The sequence below is a fragment of the Cupriavidus sp. SK-4 genome, assembly GCF_000611125.1.
Taxonomy (GTDB): domain Bacteria; phylum Pseudomonadota; class Gammaproteobacteria; order Burkholderiales; family Burkholderiaceae; genus Cupriavidus; species Cupriavidus necator.
Map to the genome: position 1 here is coordinate 24,567 of NZ_JFJW01000057.1, position 20,722 is coordinate 45,288.

Sequence of the window (20,722 nt, forward strand, 5' to 3'; positions counted from 1 at the left end):
ACGACATGTCGGAGTTATCAGACCAGGTTGCCATTGTCACGGGAGCGGGCAGCGGCTTCGGCGCCGCGATTGCGCGGGCCTTTATCCAGGCGGGAGCGAAGGTCGTGCTGGCCGATATCGATCGCGATGCCGTGCAGAGACTGGCGGACGAGCTGGGGCCGAATGCCAGTGCGGCCGCCTGCGACGTCACCAGCCCGGCGCAGATCAACGCCGCAGTGCAGCACTGCTGCGACCACTTCGGCGAGCCGGATATCGTCGTCAACAATGCCGGCACCACGCATCGGAACCAGCCGATGCTGGAAGTCGACGAAGCGGTGTTCGACCGCGTCTTTGCCGTCAACGTCAAGTCGATCTACCACATGGCACGCGCGGTCGTGCCGCTGATGAAGCAGCGCGGCAAAGGCGTGATCCTCAATATCGGCTCGGTCGGCAGCCACCGGCCGCGCCCGGGGCTGACCTGGTACAACAGCTCGAAGGGCGCGGTGAGCGTGATGTCGAAATCGATGGCGGTCGAACTGGCCGCGCACGGGATCCGGGTCAACCTGATCTCTCCCGTGATGGCGGCGACCGGGCTGCTGCAGGACTTCATGGGGGTTGCCGACACCGCCGAGAATCGCGCCCGCTTTGTCGCCACCATACCGCTGGGGCGAATGTGCGAGCCGGCCGACGTGGCCAATGCCGCGGTCTTCCTGGCAAGCCCGGGCGCCCGCTTCCTCACTGGCATTGACATGCCCGTTGACGGCGGCCGGGCCATCTGAGCGATGCCGGCGGCGCTTCCGGCATCGCTCATGCGGTCTGGAAACTCATCCGCTTCGCCTGCGAGATCGACATGGCCGCCACTTGCACATGCGGGGCCAGCTTGGCCTGGGCGGTCTCCAGCGTCCAGCGCGTGGACGGGACGGAGATATTGATGGCGCCCACCGGCAGGCCGCGGTGGTCAGTGATTGCGGCTGCGACGGAGATGTCGCCGACCACGGTCTGGTTCATGACCACGGCATAGCCGCGTTCACCGGCCTCGCGGATCGCCGTCATCAGCTTGTCGGGGTCGGTTTCCGTGAACGGCGTGATGGGGGTCAGTGCGGTCGCCCGCACCACCTCCAGGCGCTGCGCTTCGGGCAGCTTCGACAGGATCGCGATCCCGGACGCGGTGTACACGGCCGGGAGCCGGTACCCGACCCCGAAATCGACGTTGATCAGGTGCTGCCCGGGGAAGCGGGCCAGGAACACGATCTCGTGCCCGTCGAGTTCCTGCAGGTTGGCGGTCTCTCCCAGCGTGCGGCTGATATCGAGCAGGTAGGGCGATGCGCGCTCGACCAGGTCGTTGGAGCGCAGGTAGTTGTACGACAGGCCCAGCGCCTTTGACGCAAGCCCATACATCGCCGAATCGGGCAGGCGCCGGATGTAGCCCAGCTGTTCCAGGGTGTGCACCAGCCGCTGCGTTGCGCTGCGGTCGAGATCGGCCGCCCGGGCGATCTCCGCCATCGACATCAGGCGGCGGTCCGGGCCGTGGAAGGCTTCCAGCACCTGGAAGGCCTTTTCCACCGAACCGACGAACAGGGACGAACGCTCGCGCCTTGTGCGCAGCCCGTTGCCTTCATTACCTGAATCCACACAACCTCCTGCTCGTCCTTGTCATTGTTTTCATGGCTTACAGTGCGGCCAGCCGCGCGGCATGGTCGTCCGAGAGCGCGGCAGTGTCCAGCTTGGCTGCCTGCGGAACGCCGAGCAGCCGCAGCGTGGTCTCGAATTCTCCACGCAAGATCTCCAGGACTTCCGCCACGCCGCGGGGACCGCGCGCCGCCAGTCCGTACAGCGGTGCGCGCCCCACCAGCACGCCGCGGGCGCCCATTGCCAGCGCCTTGGCGATGTCGGCGCCGCGGCGCACGCCGCCATCGACGAATACGTGCATCCTGCCCGCCGCCGCGACGATGGCGGGCAGCATCTCGACCGCGCTGGGCGCGCCTTCCAGCTGGCGGCCGCCGTGGTTGCTGACCACGATGCCATCCAGGCCCTGGCGGGCGGCGATTTCCGCGTCGGCCGGCGTAAGGATACCCTTGATGATGACGGGCCCGTGCCAGTGCTGGCGCAGCCAGGCGATGTCGTCCCAGCACAGCGACATGTCCATCTGCCGGCTCAACCCCGCCGCCTGCGTCTTCAGGTCGTTGCCCATCCCGCTGCTGCGGGCCAGGTTGACCAGCTGCGGCGAGCCGCCCTGGCGCAGCATGCGCAGGCACCAGCGCGGATGGGCCGCCAGGTCGGCCAGCAACCGGGGTGTCCACGGCACCGGCATGCGAAAGCCGTTGCGGATGTCATGGTCGCGCTTGCCGTGCACCATGGTGTCGACGGTCAGCATCAGGGTGCTGAAGCCGGCGGCGCGTGCGCGCGCCATCATGTTCTCGGCGATGGCGCGGTCGCGCTGCACGTAGAGCTGCAGCCACAGGTCGCCGTCGGTGGCGGCGCGAACGTCTTCCATCAGCGAGGTCGATGCCGTCGACATCACGAAGGGCAGGCCCTCAGCGTGTGCGGCCCGTGCCAGCGCCTCTTCGGCCTTTGGCCAGTACAGTCCGTTCAGCCCCGTGGGGCCTACCAGCAACGGCAGGCTGTACTTGCGGCCGAAGATCTCCATGCCGGGATCGATCTCCGTGACGTCGCGCAGCACGCGCGGCCGGAACAGCAGTGCCTGGTATGCGGCCAGGTTGCGTGCCAGCGTGCGCCCGTCCTCCGCGCCTCCCTCCAGATAGTCGAAGGCGAAGCGCGACAGCCGGCGCCGCGCCAGTTCCCGATAGTCCTTGATGGCCGGCAGCATGATCGTCGGCGCCTCAGGCGAGGGCGGCCTCGGCTTGCAGCCGCTGCGTCAGTTCGGCACGCAGCTGTGCCTGCAGCCCGGGTGCCGGCGCTACCAGCGGTGCCAGCACCTTCGGCGCGGTCACGCCCACCAGGTCGAGCACGGATTTCAGCGGCCCCGGATTGGTTTCGGAGAAGGCCAGGTCCAGCAACGGAATCAGCTCGCGGTGCAGGCGCACCGCTTGCGCGGTGTTGCCGGCCACGCCGAGTTCATAGATGGCACGCCAGGTGCGCGGCAGCACGGAAGCGGTCACGACCACGCCACCCCTGGCACCCGCCGCCATGTGCAGCGGGAACAGGCTGTCCTCGCCGCTGAACACGCTGAAGCTGTCGTCGACACCCGCCACCACCTTGAGGAAGTGGTACATGTCGGTGTTGCAGGCTTTCATGCCGATGATGTTTTCGTGGCGCGACAGCTCGTGCAGCACCTCGGGCGCGATCGCGATCCGCGTGCGGTAGGGGATCTCGTAGATCATGACCGGCACCGGCGAGGCGTCGGCATAGCGCAGGAAATAGTCGCGGATGCCTTGCTGGGTCGGCGAGGTGTAATAGGGCGTCAGCACCATCAGGGCAGAGGCGCCGACGCCGGCAAAGGCCTTGCCCGCATCCAGCGCATCGTGGAACCCGGGGTCGAGCACGCCGGGAATGACGGGAACCTGGCCGGCCGCTGCTTCGACGCAAAGGGCCGCCATGCGGACGCGCTCTTCGCGCGCCAGGGCACCGTATTCGCCGGTGCCGCCCAGCGGCACCACGCCGGCAACGCCGTTGGCGAGCAGGTAGGCCATCAGCTTGCGCGTGGAGTCCTGGTCGATCCTGTCGTCGGCCGTCACGGGCGTCGGGATGGCGGGGAAGATGCCGCGCAGGCCGGCGGCGGTAAGCTTGTTGTTCATGGATATAGGTCTCAGCGCCCGGCGCTCTTGCGGCGCAAGCGCTCGGCGCAGGTGATCAGGATGGTAACGAAGACGAACAGGCAGGTAGACACCGCGGCAATCACCGGTGAAAGCTGCAGGGTCACCTCGTCCCAGAACTGCTTGGGCAGGGTGGCGCTCAGTCCGCCAGAGGCAAACAGGGCGATCGTCAGCTCGTCGAACGAGGTGGCGAAGGCGAACAGGAAGGACGAGAACAGGCCGGCGGCGAGGATCGGCAGCGTCACGTAGCGCAGCGTCTGCCAGGGCCTGGCGCCCAGGCTTTGCGCCGCCAGGTCGAGACGCGTGTCGTAGTTGCGCAGCACCGCCATCATCGTCATGACGACGTAGGGCACGGCAATCACGGTGTGGCCGATCATCAGGCCGAGCGAGGTGCCGACCAGCCCGACCTTGGCGAAGAAGTAGAACATCCCCACGGCGATGATCATGCGCGGGATGATGATCGGCGACAGCACGAACGCCAGCAGCAGCGACTTGCCCCGCATCTGCGAGCGCGCCAGCAGGAACGCCACCGGCGTGCCGACCAGCAGCGCCAGCACCGCGGCGCCAAGGCCGACCAGCAGCGAGCGCAGCCCGGCCTGCATCCACAGCGGCGACGCGAGCATGTCCTGGTAATGCTGCAGCGTGAAGCCGCGCGGCGGCCAGTTCAGGCCCGACTTGTCGGCGAACGAAAGCGGGATCATCAGCAGCGCCGGCACGCTCAGGAACAGCAGCACCAGCAGCACGATCGTGCGCAGCGGCAGCGAGTCGCCCGGCTGCGGCTCGCGCCGGCCGCGCGGCACCAGTGCCAGCAGCTTGTCGCTGACCGCTCCCAGTGCGCCCAGCACGCTGTCGCCGAGCCGATGCAGCACGCCATCGTGCGCGGCGGCGGAGCGGGTGCGTTGCTCCGCTGCGCCAGCCATCGACGAGAGCCCGAGCACCTTGTCATACAGGGCGAACACGGCCAGCACGACCAGCAGCAGCAACACCGAGATCGAGCCGGCGAAGCCCCAGTTCATGGTCTGCTGCACCTGGTCGATGATCAGCTGGGCGACCATGATCTCTTTGCGTCCGCCCAGCAGCGCGGGCACGATAAAGAAGCCGACGGCGGTGACGAACACCATGATGGCGCCGGCCGCCACACCCGGCATCGAGAGCGGGAAGTAGACGCGCCAGAACGCCGTGCCAGGCCGTGCCCCAAGCGTCAGTGCCGCGCGCGGGAGGTTGCGGTCGATGTTCTCCATCACCGACAGCATGGTCAGCACCGCCAGCGGCATCAGCGCGTGCACCATCGCCACCAGCACGGCCCCGAGGCTGTACAGCAGGTTGGAAGGCGCATCCTGGATGCCCGCGGCGCTCAGCAACTGGTTGACCACGCCGTTGCGGCCCAGCATCACGATCCAGGCAAAGGCGCGCACCAGGAAGCTGGTCCAGAACGACAGCAGCACCCAGAACAGCCACTTTGCCTTCCTGTCCTTTGACAGCGAGGAGATCAGGTAGGCCACCGGATAACCGGCGACCACGGAGAGCAGCGTGGTCCAGAGCGAGATCTTCAGCGTGATCAGCATCACGTCGAGGTAGACCGACGACGCAAACAGCTGGCGGTACTTGGCCAGGGTGAAGGCACCGTCGCTGTAGACGCTCAGCAGCAGGAGCTGGCCGACCGGGTAGACCAGCAGCACCACGAACAGGAGCACCAGCGGCGCGGCCAGCAAGGCGGGCCGCAGCCAGGGTCGGGGTCGGCGTTGCAGGGCGACGGCGGTCATAGCGAATCCGGGACGGCGACAGCGTCGCTGCGCTGCCAGGTGAGCGTGACTTGCTGCCCGACCGCATGCCGGGAAGCGCCCATCGAGGTGGGGTAGGACAGCACCACCGGGGCCTGGCCGGCGGCGTCGGATTCCACGTACAGCTTGGTCAGGCTGCCGGTGATCATGCTGTCCAGCACTTTGCCGCTGACCGCATTGGTGGCGGTGACGCCGTTGGCCATGGCGATGTTCTGCGGCCGCACCATGACCCGCACCTTGCCCCCGGCGGCCACCGGCGCATTGGTGACCGCGTGGGCGACGGCGCCGCCCTGTGCCAGCGCCACCTCCACGTGGTCGCCGCGCACTTCGGTGACCGTGCCCTCGAACAGGTTCGATTCGCCCAGGAAGTCGGCCACGAACAGCGTGCGCGGGCGGAAGTACAGGTCCGACGGCGTGCCTAGCTGCTCGATCTTGCCGCCGTTCATCAGGCAGATGCGGTCAGACATCGTCATCGCCTCTTCCTGGTCGTGGGTGACATAGACGATGGTCGTGCCCAGCTCGCGGTGGATGCGCTTGATCTCCAGCTGCATGTGGTCGCGCAGCTTCTTGTCCAGGGCGCCCAGCGGTTCATCCATCAGGATGATCGACGGCTTGTAGACCAGGCAGCGGGCCAGCGCGATGCGCTGCTGCTGGCCGCCCGAGAGTTCCTTCGGGAAGCGCGCCGCGACGTGGGGCAGGCGGACCATTTCCAGTGCTTCCAGTGCCTGGCGCCTCGCCGTGGCCGCGTCGACCCGGCGCATCTTCAGCGGGAAGGCGATGTTCTCCGCGATCGTCATGTGCGGGAACAGCGCGTAGTTCTGGAACACCATGCCGATATCGCGCTCGTAGGGGGCGCCATAGGTCACGTCCTTGCCATTGATCAGCAGCTGGCCGCCGTCCGGCACGGCCAGCCCGGCGATCAGGCTGAGCAGCGTGGTCTTGCCCGAGCCCGAAGGGCCCAGGAGGGTTAGGAATTCCCCCTCGGCCACTTCAAGGTCGGTCGGGGCCAGCGCGACGAAGTCGCCATAACGCTTGGTCAGCCCGGAAATCTTGAGTTTGAAGTTCGGCATCGTGTCGTTGCTTGTGGTGTCTGGTGAAGAGGTTCAGATCACTTGAGGATCCAGCCGTTGAACCTCTCCATCACCGCGGCCTGGTTGTCGAGCCAATACTTGGCGTTGATCTGCACGCCCGACTTGATGTTGTCGGGGTGGGTCGGGCAGTTCTTCGCGACCTCGGGCTTGATGTACTTGAAGGCATCCGGCTGGGTCACGCCCGCCGGGAAGTACTCCACCAGCGAGGCCATGCGCTTGGGGTCGGACGCGAACTTGATGAACTCGCGGCAGGCTTGCGCATTCGGCGTGCCGGCCAGGATGGACCAGTTGTCCACGCCCCACAGGTTCTGGTTCCAGACGATGCCGACCTGGGCACCGGAGGCGGCCGCACTCTGCGCGCGCGACACCCAGGTGGCCACCATGTCGACTTCGCCGGACTTGAGCATCTGCTCTACCTGGGCGCCGGAGTTCCACCACACGTCAACGTTGGCCTTGATCTTCTCCAGGTTGGCGATGGCCTGGTCGACATTGAGCGGATAGAGCGCGGAGGTCGCCGTGCCGGCGGCCATCAGCGACTCTTCCAGCGTGTCGAACGGGTGCTTGCGCAGGGCGCGGCGGCCGGGGAAGTCCTTGACGTTCCAGAAGTCGGCCCACGACGACGGTGCCTTGCGGCCCTTGAAGGCGTCGGTGCGATAGGCCAGGACCGTGCTGTAGACGTTGGTGCCCACGCCATAGGGCGACATGAAATGCGCCGGAATGGTCTTGACGGTGGCGTCGCCCTCCAGGCCGTGCTTCTCCAGGTAGACCTTGCCGCCCTGCGTCAGCAGCAGGATGGCCGGCTGGCTGATCTTGGCCATGTCCCAGGTGTAGTTTTTGGTCTCGACCATGCTGCGGATCTGCGCTACCGGTTCGGCGTTGGCCTGCACGCCCACGACCTCGATGCCGGTCTTCTCGGTGAACGGCTTGTAGTACACCGCGCTGTAGGCCTTGGTGTAGATGCCGCCGTCGTCGCGCACCACGATGCGCTTGGACTGCGCGCGCGCGTACTGGAGCACGGCGGGCGCGGCAAGCGTGCCGAGGCCGGCAGCGGCGACCTTGAGGGCACGCCGGCGAGAAGAGTTGATGGGGCGGTGGTCGTTCATGCGAGCTCCTTGATTGCCGTTATTGCTGGGAAGGTGGGGACGGCAGCAGCCGGCCGGGGTTGAACAGGTCGCGCGGGTCGAGCATGCGCTTGATGCCGTGCATCATGGCGATCTCGACCGCCGGCTTGAACTGCGCCATTTCCTCGGTCAGGACCTGGCCGATGCCATGTTCCGCGCTGAAGGTGCCGCCCAGTTCGTAGGCCACCTGGTCGATGGCGTGCTTGATGCGGGCGGCCACGGCATCGCGCCCTGGCAGCGCTTGCCACTGCGGGAAAGGCACCAGCGGGATGAAGTGGACGTTGCCATCGCCCAGGTGGGCCACGACGATGATCGGCAAATCCGGCAGGACCGCATGCGCCGCCGCGGTGGCGCGCTCAATGAACTGCGGCACCGCCGAGACCGGCACGGCGCAATCGGTGTTCAGGCCCAGGCCCGCCTTCTTGTTGCCTTCGGAGACGCTATGCCGCACCTGCCACATGGCTTCGCGCTGCGCGCCGCTGGCGGCCACCACGGCATCGTCGACCAGGCCGGCGGCCGCGCCTTGCTCCAGCACTTCCTGCAGCACCTCGTCGAGCAGCTCGCGCCGGCCGGTGTCGGCAAGTTCCACCAGCACGTGCCAGGGATGGCTGGCAGGCAACGGCGCACGGCGGCCGGGCACGTGATCGAGCACGATCTGCAATTGCACGTGGTTGAGCATTTCAAACGCGGACAGGGTGGCGCCACAGCGCTGCTGGAAGCGTCCCAGCATCTCCAGCGCCGCCTGCGGCGTGCGCACCGCCAGCCACGCCATGGCGTGCGCGGTGGGCAGCGGGTGCAGCTTGAGCGTGGCGGCGGTGATCACGCCGAGCGTGCCTTCGGAGCCGATGAACAGGTGCTTGAGATCGAGGCCGGTGTTGTTCTTGCGCAAGCGGTACAGGCCGTTCCAGACCTGGCCGTCGGGCAGGACCACTTCAAGGCCGAGCACGTTGTCGCGGGTGTTGCCATAGCGCAGCACGCCGGTGCCGCCCGCATTGGTGGCGATATTGCCGCCGATCTGGCAGGAGCCTTCGGCGCCCAGGCTCACGGGGTAGAGACGCCCTTGTTCCGCCGCCGCCTGCTGGATCGCGGCCAGCACGCAGCCTGCCTCGACTTCCATCGAGTTGTTGGCCGCATCGATGGCGCGGATGCGCCGCATGCGTGCCAGGCTGATGACGATGGGCGGCGTGCCGTCCGGGGCCGGCACCGCGCCGCCGCACAGGCTGGTATTGCCGCCTTGCGGCAGCACGGGCACGTTGGCCTGGGCCGCGGCCTGCACCACCGCGGCGACTTGCGCGGTGGAAGCCGGCAGCACCACGCACAGCGCCGGACCCGTGTAGCGGCCACGCCAGTCCTCGATGTAGGCGGCAACGTCCGCGGGTTCGGTGAGAACCGCATCGGGTCCCAACAGGTCTTTCAGCTTCAATACAAGTGACATCGCTTTGTGCCCTCGTGCTCGATTGAAGCAATACTAGTCGATTGTCATGAGCATAGGTATAGGTGAAATCCACATACTAGTAATCGCAATACGATTACATTGTCGGGCGTCAGGCAGCGGCTGCAGACCAGATGTCGGGTTTTCCTAGTGCGAACGGCTTTCCGTGACAGCGGCCCCGCGGTGCGCCGTCCTACAATCGGATCCTGTCCTGACAACGAGGCTCACCATGTTCACCGCCTGTCCCACAGAAAGAAGCCGTGTCATTGCCGATCGCGTCGAGCGCTTTGTCCGCGACGTCGTGGTGCCATATGAGCGCGATGTGCGCTGCGAAGCCCATGGCCCGACGGCCGGGCTGGTCGCCGAGCTTCGCGACCAGGCGCGCGCGGCCGGCGTCATGACGCCACATATCCTGGCCGACGGGTCTCACTTGACACAGCTCGAAACCGCAGCCGTGCTCAAACGCTCGGGCTTGTCGCCCCTCGGGCCGGTCGCGGTCAACACCATGGCCCCGGACGAGGGGAATATGTTCCTGCTGGGCAAGGTCGCCACGGAGGCACAGCAGCAGCGCTTCCTTGCACCGCTGGTCAGCGGCGAGGCCCGCTCCGCATTCTTCATGACCGAACCGGCGGAAGAAGGCGGGGCCGGTTCCGATCCGTCTATGCTCCAGACCACCGCGGTCAGGGACGGCGACGAATGGGTGATCCGCGGCCGCAAGAAGTTCATCACCGGAGCGGAAGGGGCCAGCGTCGGCATCCTGATGGCGCGCACCGGCGACGGTGATCGCGCGCAGGCCACCATGTTCCTGGTCGACCTGCCGCATCCGGCGATCCGCATCGAGCGCCTGCTCGATACCATCGACAGTTCCATGCCGGGCGGGCATGCACAGGTCCTGATCGACGGCCTGCGCGTGCCGCAGGACCAGGTGCTGGGCGAGGTGGACGAGGGCTTCCGTTATGCGCAGGTTCGCTTGTCGCCGGCGCGGCTGTCGCATTGCATGCGCTGGTTCGGGGGCGTGGCACGTGCCGATGAGATCGCGCGCGCCTACGCCACCACGCGCAAGGCTTTCGGCAAGCTGCTGATCGACCACGAGGGCGTGGGCTTCATGCTGGCCGAGAACCTGATCGACCTGCAGCAGGCCGCACTGATGATCGACTGGTGCGCCGGGGTGCTCGACGGCGGTTCCCTGGGTACCGCGGAGAGTTCGATGGCCAAGGTGGCCGTGTCCGATGCCTTGTTCCGCGTGGCCGACCGCTGCGTGCAGATCCTCGGCGGCATGGGCGTGTCGCGCGACACCATCGTCGAACAGGTCTTCCGTGAAGTGCGTGCGTTTCGCATCTACGACGGCCCGACCGAAGTCCACAAGTGGTCGCTGGCAAAGAAGATCAAGCGCGATACCCTGGCAGCATCGCATCATGGCTGAGCGCCGTCCTGGCGCCGGGCCTGCCTGAGCGGGCCCGCCAGGTGCCATCGCGCCCATCCCCGATCCAGCGCGCCCTGGCCGTGCTGCGCGCGCTGTCCGATCCGGAAGTGCGCCGCATGAGCGACGTGGCGCGCGCCACCGGGCTGGATCCGGCGACGGCCTCGCGCATGCTCGACCTGCTGGTGCAGGAGGGCTTCGCCACGCGCGACCAGGCGCGCCGCTACGGCATCGGGCCCGAGATCTTCCAGCTGGCAGACGTGGCGCAGCGGCGCGTGGACTTGCGCAAGCTGGCGCGTCCGGCGCTGGAACGGCTGGTGGAGGCGTTCGAGGATACCGCCGTGCTGACCGAGGCCAGCCGTGGCGAGGCCGTGTGCACCGACCTGGAACCCGGCACGTATGCGATACGGGCGAACTACGTGACGGTCGGCACGCGCCGGCCACTCGGCGTGGGCGCCGGCAGCCTGGCGGTGCTGGCATGGCTGCCCGCGCCCGAGCGCGCGCACCGGCTGCAGCAGACCACGCGCAAGCTTGGCAAGCACCCGCGGCTCGATGCCGCGTGCATCGCCGCGGAAATCGAGGCAGCCCGCGTGCGCGGGCATGTGCTGTTTCTCGATTGGGTGGTCGACGGCATGGGCGGTATCGCGGTGCCGATTCTCGACTATGAGGGCCGGCCGATCGGTGCCTTGAGCGTGGCGGCGACGAGTGCGCGCATCCGCTCGCGCGAGGCCGCGCTGGCGCGCAAGCTCAAGGAAGAGGCGCGGCGCATCACCAGCGCCTGGACGCGCACCGTGATACCGCCGCGGGTCGACGCGTGTACGGACGGCCGGCGTGCCAGGGGGCGCCAGTCCGGCGGCAGCTGACGCGCATTCCGGCGAGCCTATGGCGCCGGACCGCGCAGCAGGCCGGCCAGCGTGTCAGGTATTTCCACTTCGAAACGCAGCACGGCGCTGGCCAGCGCCTTGCCGTAGTTGTCGATCGCGAGGCTGCGCGACACACCGCCGCCAAGCGCGCCCTCCGCGACGAAATTGAGCACCTGCAGCCCATCCACTTCATGGCGCGTGACCGCGCCCGTGATCAGCGTGCCGTACAGCGCCTTGAACGCGGGTGCCGTCAGCTGTGCCTTGATATGCGGGTAGAACTCCGGCGCATAGGCGATGACTGCCGTGTTCGAAGTATTGCCCTTGTCGCCGGAGCGGCTGTGTGCGAGACGGCGCAGTGGTACACGCATGGCGAATCCTCAGAGATAGTGGACTTGGGAGGTGATCAATGCGCGCGGCACCAGCGCCGACCAGACGCCGATGATCTCGCGCGTGCGCTCCTGGTGCGGCACGCGCTTGCCGGTGGAGGCCAGGCCGCAGACCGCCATGCTGTCGATCTCGCGGCCGACCTTGGCGGCTTCTTCGCGCGTGCGGGTGCGCGCGGCGACGCGGACCGCGATTTCGTTGGGCTCGCAGGCAGGCTCGGGCGAGGCCGCGCCGTGCACGGCGTTGACGCCGAGGAAGTCGATGCGCACCTCATCCGCCTGCAACCTTGCCATGGCAAAGCGCGCTTCGAGGATGCGTTTGGCCAGCCTGGCCTTTTCCAGGCAACCCGGCCCCGCGTAGAAGAACATGTCTTCGCCGATATGCCCTTCGGTGCAGCCCAGCGACACCTTGAGCGTATCGGTGCGCGGCTGCCCGCTCACGCCGCTGATGCGCACGCGGTCCGGACCCACCTGTTCGAGCACCGCGGTCGAGAAGTCGACCACCACGTCCGGCGTGATGTAGCGGCGCGGGTCGTGGACTTCATAGAACATCTGCTCCTTGACCGTCTGCAGGTCGATGCGTCCGCCGCTGCCATCCACCTTGCCGATCACGGCGCTGCCGTCGGCCTCCACCTCGGCGATCGGGAAGGCCAGGTTCCATGGTTCCGGCACATCCTTGTAGCCGGGGTCGCCGAAATATCCCCCCGTCACCTGCGCACCGCACTCGAGCAGATGGCCGATGGCGCTGCCGCGCGCAAGCCGTGTCACGTCGTCCGGAGACCAGCCGAAATGATGGATCATCGGCGCGAGGAACAGCGACGGGTCGGCCACGCGCCCGGTGATCACGATCTGCGCGCCCGCGCGCAATGCGGCGACGATCGGCTCGGCGCCTTCGTATGGCTCGGCGCTGATCAGCGTTTCACGCAGCGAGGAAACCGGTGCGCCGCTTTCCAGCAGGGTGAGATCCAGCTCGCAGATGCTCCCGGTCAGGTCCGTGGTGGTGACCGCGGCGATCCTGACCCCGGGCAGGCCCAGTTCCTCGCAGAGTTCGGCCACGCGCCGGGCCGCGCCCAGCGGATGAATCCAGCCCTGGTTGCTGATGATGCGCGTGCCGTTGGCGATGCAGGGGGGCAGCACTGCGCGCATGCGCTCGTCGAGATAGGTGTCGTAGCCGGCGAAGGCGGCATCGCGCCGCTTGCGCACCTGCGCGGCGGATACCGTGGCCTCGGCCATGGTCTCGAAGCACAGGTAGTCGAGCTTGCCCAGGCGCGCCGAACGCTCGGCCGGCTCGACGCGGTCGCCCCACCAGCCCGATCCCGAGCCGATACGAAGGGTGTTGGTCTTGGTCATTGTTGTCCTGTGTCAGGGGTTGGCGCTGCCCAGCCGTGTCATTGCGCCTTGATGCCGGCGGTCTGGATCACGCGCGACCATTTTTCCGTATCGCTCCTGATCTGCGCCGCGAACGCGGCGGAGCCTTCGCCGCCCGGCTCGGCGCCAAGCTGTTCGATGCGCTTGCGCACGTCGGGCGTGGCCAGCACCTTGTCCACCGCCTGCTGGAGCTGGCGCACGCGCTCTGGCGGCGTGCCGGCCGGCGCGAGCAGCCCGAACCAGGAATTGACTTCATAGCCCGGCAGCCCCGACTCGCGCACGGTTGGCACGGAAGGCAGCACCGAGGCCCGTCTGGCACTGGTGACCGCCAGCGCCGTCACCTTGCCGGCCTGGATCTGTGCGAGCGCGGACGGCAGGTTGTCGAACATCAGGTTGACCTGGCCCGCGAGCAGGTCCGTCATGGCGGGGGCGGCCCCTTTGTACGGCACGTGCTGCATGCTGACGCCCGCCATCATGCTCAGCAGCTCGCCTGACAGGTGGGGCGACCCGCCGGTGCTGGTGGAGGCGTAGTTGATCTTGCCCGGCTCGCGCCTGGCCAGCGTCACCAGTTCGCCCACCGACCTGGCGTTCAGCGTGCTGTTGACAAGCAGCACGTTGGGGGAATTGGCGACCAGCGTCACGGGCACGAAGTCCCGGGTGCTGTCGTACGGCATGCGCGGATAGATGAACTGGTTGGTCACCTGCGTGCCCAACGTGCCCATCAGCAGCGTATAGCCGTCAGCCGCGCTGCGCGCCACCGCCTCCGCGCCGATGTTGCCGCCCGCGCCCGGGCGGTTGTCGACCACGATCTGCTGGCCCAGCGCCTCGCCGGCCTTCTGCGCAACCAGGCGCGCCAGGATGTCAGTGGTTCCGCCGGGCGTGAAGGGCACCACCAGCCGGATCGGACGTGAAGGAAATGCCTCTGCCGCGCAGGCCGGTGCGGACCAAGCGCACAAGGCGGGCAGGGTGGCGAGCGCCGCAACTATGGCACGCCGCTGGCGGGAATGACGCTGCATCGGGTTGTCTCCTGGGCGCGAGGCGGTGCGCGCGCATCTGGTTTCGTCGAGGGAAACTCTGTGTGGGAGATGTTAGGGAGCGGAGCGAAACAAGGTCAAACGAATGCCGTATATTTTCACTGGATGAAAATTCCAGGCGATTTCGGGCGGACCAGTGCCGTGGGCGCTTGGCGATGGAGAGCTGAACATGAAGCTTCGACCGGCTGCAGGAAGATGCGCCATGGTGGCAGGCGGATGCCGCCATCTGCACGAGTGACCAGCGCAGCAAGCTTGTGTCGTCCATCGCCATGCTGGCCCAGGAGACCTGCGACTTCGGGCAGATGTTCCAGACCAGGTGATCGGCCGGCCTGCGTTCGGCCTGGCCGTATGGCCCGTTCGATAAATCCGGATTGCCCTCCGGTGCCGCTATCCCGCACTCTAGCCCTGTTTGATAAACCGACCGGCGCGACACGATAAGCGCGCCGGCGACATGGAGACGGTGCTATGTGCGTTCAAGTAAGCAGGGCCATGCTGGCCGGTATGAAGTGGGTCACGGGCGGGGCGCTCGGCCTGGCGTTTTCCGCGGGGGCGTTGGCAGCGGATGCCTATCCGTCCAAGCCGATTACGCTGGTGGTGCCGTTCTCGGCCGGAGGCCCGACCGATGTGGTGTCCCGGGCGCTTGGGCAGGCCATGTCGAAGGATCTGGGGCAGAGCGTTGTCGTGGAAAACAAGCTCGGCGCCGGCGGCACGGTGGCGGCCGCATTTGTGGCGCGGGCGCAGCCCGACGGCTACACCATCCTGATCCACCACAATGGCATGGCGACGGCGCCGGCGCTGTACAAGAAGCTCTCCTACAGTCCGCTGAAGGACTTCGAGTACATCGGGCAGGTGGCGGATGTGCCGATGACGCTGCTGGGCCGCAAGGACCTGCCGCCGGCCAACGCGGCCGAGCTGATCAAGTACGTGCAGCAGAACAAGGAGAAGGTCTCGCTGGCCAATGCCGGCCTTGGCGCGGTTTCGCAGCTATGCGGCCTGCTGTTCGAGGAGGCAGTCAAAGTCAAGATGACCTCCATTCCCTACCAGGGCACCGGCCCCGCGCTGACGGCATTGCTGGGCGGGCAGGTGGACCTGCTGTGCGACCAGACCACCTCGACGCTGCCGCATATCAATGCCAACCGGATCAAGCTCTATGGCGTGACGACACCGAGCCGCATCAAGGCGCTGCCCAATGCGCCGACGCTGCAGGAAGGCGGCCTGAAGGGCTTCTCGATGAAGGTCTGGCACGGGATCTATGCGCCCAAGGGCGCGCCGCCCGAGGTCACTGCCAGGCTGACCAAGGCGCTGCAGCAGGCACTGAAGGATCCTGCCGTGGCCAAGCGGCTTGACGACCTGGGTGCGGAGGTTGTTCCGGTAGACAAGCAGACGCCGGAAGGGCTGCGCACCTGGCTCAAGGCGGAAAGCGACAAGTGGCAGCCGCTGCTGAAGACGATGAAGGTGGAGGCAGACTGACATCCTGCAGGCGGAAGCGCGCCAGCGCTTCCGTTCCGTTGGACCTTGAATGTACGCCGCGCGGCGATGGCTGCGCGGCGTACTTGCGTTTACGCGGCGCCCGCGGAGCCTGCTTCGGGTAAACACCGCAGTAAAAGCCCCAGGCATGCCGGCCCTTGATAGCAGCAGCGGAATTTTCTATTTCACCGTCGCCACGGTTGCTCGATACCATCGTTTCAAAGGGTGTTGACGCGCAATGCGCCACCCAACCAAAACTATCTAACTGGAAGAGACATGAAACGCTTGCTTGCCCAAGTGGGGATCGGTGCGCTCATTTTGTTCAGCGCGCACGCCCAGGCTGCTTATCCTGACCATCCCGTCCGCCTGGTCGTAGGCTTCGCCGCCGGCGGCAGCACCGACGTGGTGGCGCGCATCGTGGCGAACAAGCTCGGCGCCTTGCTCGGGCAGCCGGTCGTGGTGGAAAACAAGGCGGGTGCCGGCGGCACCATTGCGACCGATGTGGTGGCCAAGAGTCCGGCGGATGGCTACACGCTGTTGTTCGGCACCAGTTCCCACGCCATCAACGCCACGCTTTACAAGAAGCTGCCGTATGACCCCGTCAATGCGCTGGTGCCGGTATCTGTGGTCGCGGGGGTGCCGATGGTGCTGGCGGTCAATCCTTCGGTGAAGGCGAACACGGCGAAGGAACTGGTCGAGGACATCAAGAAGAATCCTGGCAAGTACAGCTACGGTTCCGCGGGGAAGGGTAGCGCCGTCCATATGGCGGTCGAGTTGCTGCAGTTCCAGGAGCACCTGAAGCTCACCCATGTTCCGTTCCGCGGCGCGAGCCAGGCGATCCAGTCGGTGATTTCCGGCGACGTCCAGTTCATCACCGATGCGGTGTCGACGGCTGCGCCCATGATCCAGTCCGGTCGCCTGAAGGCGCTCGCGGTCACGACTGCCACGCGTTCCAGCGTGCTGCCGGACGTACCGACGATGAAGGAAGCGGGCTACGCGAACTATGAAACGTCGCTGTGGAACATGGTGATGGTGCCCAAGGGCACGCCGGCCCCGGTCATTGAAAAGCTGAGCGCTGCCTTGCAGACGGCTGTCAAGGACCCCGAGGTGCGTCAGCGCATGGAAAAGATCGGCGTGCAGCCCATCGTCGATTCCACCCCGGACAAGGCGGGCAAGTTTGTCCAGGCCGAGACGCGCCGGTGGGCCGAGGTCATCAAGGCCGCCAACATCGAACTGGACTGAATTGCCGCTGGCACCGTATCAGGCGCTGATCCAGGATGCACCGGGCCATGCGCCGTCGAGCACCAGCCGCTTCATCAATGCCACCAGCTCGGCGGAGACGAAGCTGGCTGCGGGTGTCAGCCTGCGGGTGGCCGCGTGCGCCAGCACGATGCGGCGCGACAGGTTGGGCGACACGATGGGTGCGCCGGCAAGGATGCCTTCCTCCATCTCCTCAGACACGGCGGAGCTGGGGAGCACGGTGTGGCCGAAGCCCTTGGCAACCAGGTTTTTCTGAACGGCCAGGGAGTTGGTCTCGACGGCGATCGTGGGGCTGAAGCCGGCGACCGCGCAGGCATGCTCGACCACGCTGCGCAGCCCGTGCGGGGCGTTAGGCAGGATCAGCGGCAGGTCGCGGAAGCTCTCGACGGTTTGTTCCTCGCCTGGCGCAAGCGTGCCAGAGGGTCCCACCAGGTAGAGCTGTTCATCGAGCAGTGCTTCGGCGTGCAGGCCGGGAGAACTCTTGGTGTCGTAGAGCAGGGCGACCTCCACGTCGCCAGCCTCGAGCCACTGCAGCAGATTCCCCGCGTAGCCGACGTTGAGACGTACCACCAGTTGCGGATGCCTGGCCTTCACCGTGGCAACCAGTTCCGCTGCCAGCAGTTCGCAAGTGCTTGGGAGTAGCCCGATGACCGCAGTGCCTGAAATCGCGCCAGACGCCGGCTTGATCTCCGCCTTGGCCCGATCGAGTTCCTGCAGCGCCCTGCGGCCGTATTCGACCAGCGTGCGGCCGGCGTCGGTCAGGACCATGCCATGGCGCTCGCGCTCGAACAGTTCGACGCCGAGTTCCTCCTCGAGCAGGCGCACGTGCCGGGAAACCGCCGGCTGCACGATGCGCAGGAGCTCGGCCGCCTTGGTGGCGCTGCCGGTTTCGGCGATGGCTAACAGGGCGCGAAGCTGCTTGATGTCCATATCTGTAGAGGCCCCTGGCCGGCATTCAACTTCGTGATTGCAGGCATCAATTAATTGTATTTCATGCTTCCAGATAGTCAACTATATGATAGCAAACGTTGTCCCCCGCTTTCCCCCTTTCTTAACTTGTGCACTATGACGACAAACAACTCAGAGCCTCTCGCCTGGCAAGAGGACATCTTCCAGGTCCTTAAACAGAACGGCGTCCGCCAGGTGGCCTACGTGCCCGACGCCGGCCACTCGCATGTCATCCGACGCGCCAAGGCCGACCCCGAAATCCGCGACGTGGTGCTGACCACGGAAGAAGAAGGCGTGGGCGTCGTCAGCGGCGCCTGGCTGGGCGGGGAACGCGCGGTGCTGCTGATGCAGAGCAGCGGCGTCGGCAATTGCGTGAACATGTTCTCGCTGCTGGAGAGCTGCCAGTTCCCGTTCTTCACGCTGGTGACCATGCGTGGCGAGTACGCCGAGTTCAATCCCTGGCAGAACCCGATGGGCCAGGCCACCCAGCGCGCGCTGGAGCTGATGGGCATCACGGTCTATCGCGTGAACTCGCCGGAAGAGGCCGCCGAGCTGGTCGACGCCGGCCTGGTTTCCGCCTTCGACGCCGGCAACCGCGTTGCCGTTCTCCTGTCCCAGAGCCTCATCGGCCGCAAAAAGTGGATGCGCTGATCCTATGACTACCTCTACCTCCAAGCCTGGCATCGACCGCCGCAAGTTCGTTGCCGAACTGCTGAAGCAATTTCCTGACGCGCTCGTGGTCTCGGGCCTCGGTTCGCCTTCGTACGACGTGTTTGCCGCAGGCGACCGTCCCGGCAATTTCTACCTGTGGGGCGCGATGGGCGGCTCCACCTCGCTGGCTCTCGGGCTTGCCATCGCACAACCCGGGAAGACCGTGATCGCCATCACCGGCGACGGCGAGCAGCTGATGGGCATCGGCAGCCTGGCAACGGCGGCGGCGCAACAGCAGAAGAACCTGAACATCGTGATTCTCGATAACGGCCACTTCGGCGAGACCGGCATGCAGCAGAGCCACACCAGCCTGGGTACCAACCTGGCCCAGGTGGCGAAGGCGGTCGGCGTGCCGACGACGCTCGAGATCTCCGATATCGATGAGCTGGGCAAGCTCACGCAAGCCATCAAGCAGGCCGACGGCATGACCGTGGCGCAGGTCTACATCTCGACCGACGAGCCGCAGCGGGCGCTGCCGCCGCGCGATGGCACCTTCGTCAAGAACCGCTTCCGCGAGCATCTCGGCTTCGCGCCGTTCTAGTCTGCCAACCCGAACCCGGACAGCACGCCATGAAGCAGTATCAAATGTTCATCGACGGCACCTTCGTCAATGCGAGCGACGGTCGCTGGTTTGAAACCCAGAATCCCTATACGGGAAAGGCCTGGGCCGAAGTCGCCCGCGGCACCGCAGCGGATATCGACCGCGCCGTGCAGGCGGCCGACCAGGCGTTCCGCACCGGCCCGTGGTCAGAGATGACTGCGACACAGCGTGGCGCCTTGCTGCGCAAGCTCGGTGACCTGATCGCAAGGGACGCCGAGCGGCTGGCCGAGTTCGAAGTGCAGGACAACGGCAAGCTGCTGGCGGAGATGGGCGCCCAGCTCAAGTACCTGCCGCAGTGGTTCTATTACTTCGGCGGGCTGGCCGACAAGATCGAAGGCACGGTCATTCCGCTCGACAAGAAGGGCTACTTCAACTACACCCGGCGCGAACCGCTGGGCGTGGTGGCCGCCATCACGCCGTGGAACTCGCCGCTGATGCTGCTGGCGTGGAAGATCGCGCCGGCCCTCGCGGCGGGATGTACCGTGGTGGTGAAGCCGTCGGAGTTCACCTCGGTGTCGGCGCTCGAGCTTGCGCTGCTGTTCGAGGAAGCGGGCTTTCCCGCGGGCGTATTCAACGTCGTGACCGGGTTTGGCGCCGAGGTGGGCGCGCCGCTGGTGACGCATCCGCTGGTCAAGAAGGTGACCTTCACCGGCTCGGACGCCACCGGGCGCGTGATCAACCAGCAGTGTGCGGCGCAATTCAAGCACGTGAGCCTGGAGCTCGGCGGCAAGTCGCCGAACATTGTCTTCAGCGATGCCAACCTGGATGACGCCGTCAACGGCGCCGTCTCCGGCATCTTCGCCGCGAGCGGCCAGACCTGTATCGCCGGTTCACGGCTGCTGCTGCAGGAAGATATCCACGATGTCTTTGTCGAGAAGCTGCTGGCGCTGGCCGGCACGGCAAAGCTCGGCAACCCGATGAATGCCTCCACGCAGGTGGGGCCCATCACCACACCAGCTCAATACGAAAAGGTGCTGTCGTATATCAAGATCGCGCAGGACGAAGGGGCGGAGTTGCTGCTCGGCGGCAAGCCGGCGGCCTGCGGCGAGGGATGGTTTGTCGAGCCGACCATCTTCGCCGGGGTCTCGCCGGGGATGCGCATCGCGCAGGAGGAGGTCTTCGGGCCGGTGCTGTCCATCCTGAAGTTCAGGGACGAAGCCGAAGCCATCGCGATTGCCAATGACAGTTGCTATGGGCTTGGCGCCGGGGTTTGGACCTCCGATATCGGCCGCGCCTTCCGTATGTCGGAGAAGATCCAGGCCGGCACGGTCTGGGTCAACACCTATCGCGCCGTCAGCTTCATGTCGCCGTTCGGCGGCTACAAGGACTCGGGCCTCGGCCGGGAAAACGGCATCGCCGCGATCGAGTCATACCTGCAGACCAAGAGTGTGTGGATCAACACGGGAGCCGCCACCGGCAATCCGTTCACGATCCGCTGATTGTGTCTTACCGAAGCCTGTGGCGGGGGAGCAAACCGGTAGCGGTTTGAA

General features: G+C 66.5%; 19 protein-coding genes. 8 read left to right on the forward strand and 11 right to left on the reverse strand.

Features of this window, described 5'->3' with window-relative positions; translation table 11 throughout:
* The first annotated feature begins 5 nt into the window (after positions 1 to 5).
* The gene (locus tag CF68_RS11320) at positions 6 to 758 is read left to right on the forward strand and encodes an SDR family oxidoreductase (protein WP_035818586.1); all 753 of its coding nucleotides are present in this window, start codon (positions 6 to 8) and stop codon (positions 756 to 758) included.
* A gap of 28 nt (positions 759 to 786) precedes the next feature.
* Here the strand turns inward: CF68_RS11320 and CF68_RS11325 are convergent, their stop codons facing one another.
* From CF68_RS11325 to CF68_RS11355, 7 genes are read right to left on the reverse strand one after another with little or no spacing between them, the layout of a single operon-like run.
* Positions 787 to 1,611 (reverse strand): IclR family transcriptional regulator, encoded by an 825-nt coding sequence (locus CF68_RS11325; protein ID WP_035818588.1) that lies wholly within the window; start codon positions 1,609 to 1,611, stop codon positions 787 to 789.
* A 37-nt stretch (positions 1,612 to 1,648) separates the two neighbouring features.
* Positions 1,649 to 2,806 carry an alpha-hydroxy acid oxidase gene (locus tag CF68_RS11330; RefSeq protein WP_035818590.1) on the reverse strand — a complete coding sequence of 386 codons (1,158 nt, stop codon included), beginning with the start codon at positions 2,804 to 2,806 and terminating at the stop codon, positions 1,649 to 1,651.
* A 13-nt stretch (positions 2,807 to 2,819) separates the two neighbouring features.
* Positions 2,820 to 3,734, reverse strand: coding sequence for a 4-hydroxy-tetrahydrodipicolinate synthase (gene dapA / locus CF68_RS11335; protein ID WP_035818593.1), 915 nt, complete (start codon positions 3,732 to 3,734; stop codon positions 2,820 to 2,822).
* 11 nt (positions 3,735 to 3,745) lie between these two features.
* Positions 3,746 to 5,515, reverse strand: coding sequence for an ABC transporter permease subunit (locus CF68_RS11340; RefSeq protein ID WP_035818595.1), 1,770 nt, complete (start codon positions 5,513 to 5,515; stop codon positions 3,746 to 3,748).
* A complete protein-coding gene (locus CF68_RS11345) occupies positions 5,512 to 6,603 on the reverse strand; it encodes an ABC transporter ATP-binding protein (protein ID WP_035818597.1) in 1,092 nt (363 codons plus the stop codon). The genes CF68_RS11340 and CF68_RS11345 overlap by 4 nt, the downstream gene beginning before the upstream one ends.
* A 38-nt stretch (positions 6,604 to 6,641) precedes the next feature.
* Positions 6,642 to 7,727, reverse strand: a complete 1,086-nt coding sequence (locus tag CF68_RS11350; protein WP_035818599.1) for an ABC transporter substrate-binding protein — start codon at positions 7,725 to 7,727, stop codon at positions 6,642 to 6,644.
* Between the two features lie 19 nt (positions 7,728 to 7,746).
* Positions 7,747 to 9,180, reverse strand: a complete 1,434-nt coding sequence (locus CF68_RS11355) for an FAD-binding oxidoreductase (RefSeq protein ID WP_035818601.1) — start codon at positions 9,178 to 9,180, stop codon at positions 7,747 to 7,749.
* A 226-nt stretch (positions 9,181 to 9,406) separates the two neighbouring features.
* Between CF68_RS11355 and CF68_RS11360 the strand changes: the two genes are divergently transcribed.
* Positions 9,407 to 10,600, forward strand: a complete 1,194-nt coding sequence (locus CF68_RS11360) for an acyl-CoA dehydrogenase family protein (RefSeq protein ID WP_035818603.1) — start codon at positions 9,407 to 9,409, stop codon at positions 10,598 to 10,600.
* A gap of 41 nt (positions 10,601 to 10,641) precedes the next feature.
* Positions 10,642 to 11,460, forward strand: coding sequence for an IclR family transcriptional regulator (locus CF68_RS11365; protein ID WP_035818604.1), 819 nt, complete (start codon positions 10,642 to 10,644; stop codon positions 11,458 to 11,460).
* 17 nt (positions 11,461 to 11,477) lie between these two features.
* Here CF68_RS11365 and CF68_RS11370 read toward each other — a convergent pair whose 3' ends face one another.
* From CF68_RS11370 to CF68_RS11380, 3 genes are read right to left on the reverse strand one after another with little or no spacing between them, the layout of a single operon-like run.
* Positions 11,478 to 11,828: a hypothetical protein gene (locus tag CF68_RS11370; protein WP_035818607.1), complete on the reverse strand. Its 351-nt coding sequence runs from the start codon at positions 11,826 to 11,828 to the stop codon at positions 11,478 to 11,480.
* A 9-nt stretch (positions 11,829 to 11,837) separates the two neighbouring features.
* Complete coding sequence (locus CF68_RS11375) at positions 11,838 to 13,193, reverse strand: acyclic terpene utilization AtuA family protein (protein ID WP_035818610.1); 1,356 nt, start codon at positions 13,191 to 13,193, stop codon at positions 11,838 to 11,840.
* 38 nt (positions 13,194 to 13,231) lie between these two features.
* A complete protein-coding gene (locus tag CF68_RS11380) occupies positions 13,232 to 14,227 on the reverse strand; it encodes a tripartite tricarboxylate transporter substrate binding protein (RefSeq protein ID WP_035818611.1) in 996 nt (331 codons plus the stop codon).
* A 483-nt stretch (positions 14,228 to 14,710) separates the two neighbouring features.
* Between CF68_RS11380 and CF68_RS11385 the strand changes: the two genes are divergently transcribed.
* Together CF68_RS11385 and CF68_RS11390 are read left to right on the forward strand one after the other, a co-directional pair.
* A complete protein-coding gene (locus tag CF68_RS11385) occupies positions 14,711 to 15,715 on the forward strand; it encodes a tripartite tricarboxylate transporter substrate-binding protein (RefSeq protein ID WP_035818612.1) in 1,005 nt (334 codons plus the stop codon).
* Positions 15,716 to 15,940: 225 nt separating this feature from the next.
* Complete coding sequence (locus CF68_RS11390; protein ID WP_235205739.1) at positions 15,941 to 16,954, forward strand: tripartite tricarboxylate transporter substrate binding protein; 1,014 nt, start codon at positions 15,941 to 15,943, stop codon at positions 16,952 to 16,954.
* An 18-nt stretch (positions 16,955 to 16,972) separates the two neighbouring features.
* On the opposite strand, the gene CF68_RS11395 is transcribed toward CF68_RS11390, so the two are convergent.
* A complete protein-coding gene (locus CF68_RS11395) occupies positions 16,973 to 17,902 on the reverse strand; it encodes a LysR family transcriptional regulator (RefSeq protein WP_035818615.1) in 930 nt (309 codons plus the stop codon).
* A gap of 135 nt (positions 17,903 to 18,037) precedes the next feature.
* Between CF68_RS11395 and CF68_RS11400 the strand changes: the two genes are divergently transcribed.
* Genes CF68_RS11400 through CF68_RS11410 form a run of 3 tightly spaced genes read left to right on the forward strand, consistent with a single transcriptional unit; the run spans position 18,038 to position 20,671 of the window.
* Positions 18,038 to 18,571: a thiamine pyrophosphate-binding protein gene (locus CF68_RS11400; protein WP_035818932.1), complete on the forward strand. Its 534-nt coding sequence runs from the start codon at positions 18,038 to 18,040 to the stop codon at positions 18,569 to 18,571.
* 4 nt (positions 18,572 to 18,575) lie between these two features.
* Entirely contained in the window at positions 18,576 to 19,172 is a 597-nt protein-coding gene (locus CF68_RS11405) for a thiamine pyrophosphate-dependent enzyme (protein WP_035818617.1), read from the forward strand.
* A 29-nt stretch (positions 19,173 to 19,201) separates the two neighbouring features.
* Positions 19,202 to 20,671 carry an aldehyde dehydrogenase gene (locus CF68_RS11410; protein ID WP_035818619.1) on the forward strand — a complete coding sequence of 490 codons (1,470 nt, stop codon included), beginning with the start codon at positions 19,202 to 19,204 and terminating at the stop codon, positions 20,669 to 20,671.
* The last annotated feature ends 51 nt before the right edge of the window (positions 20,672 to 20,722 follow it).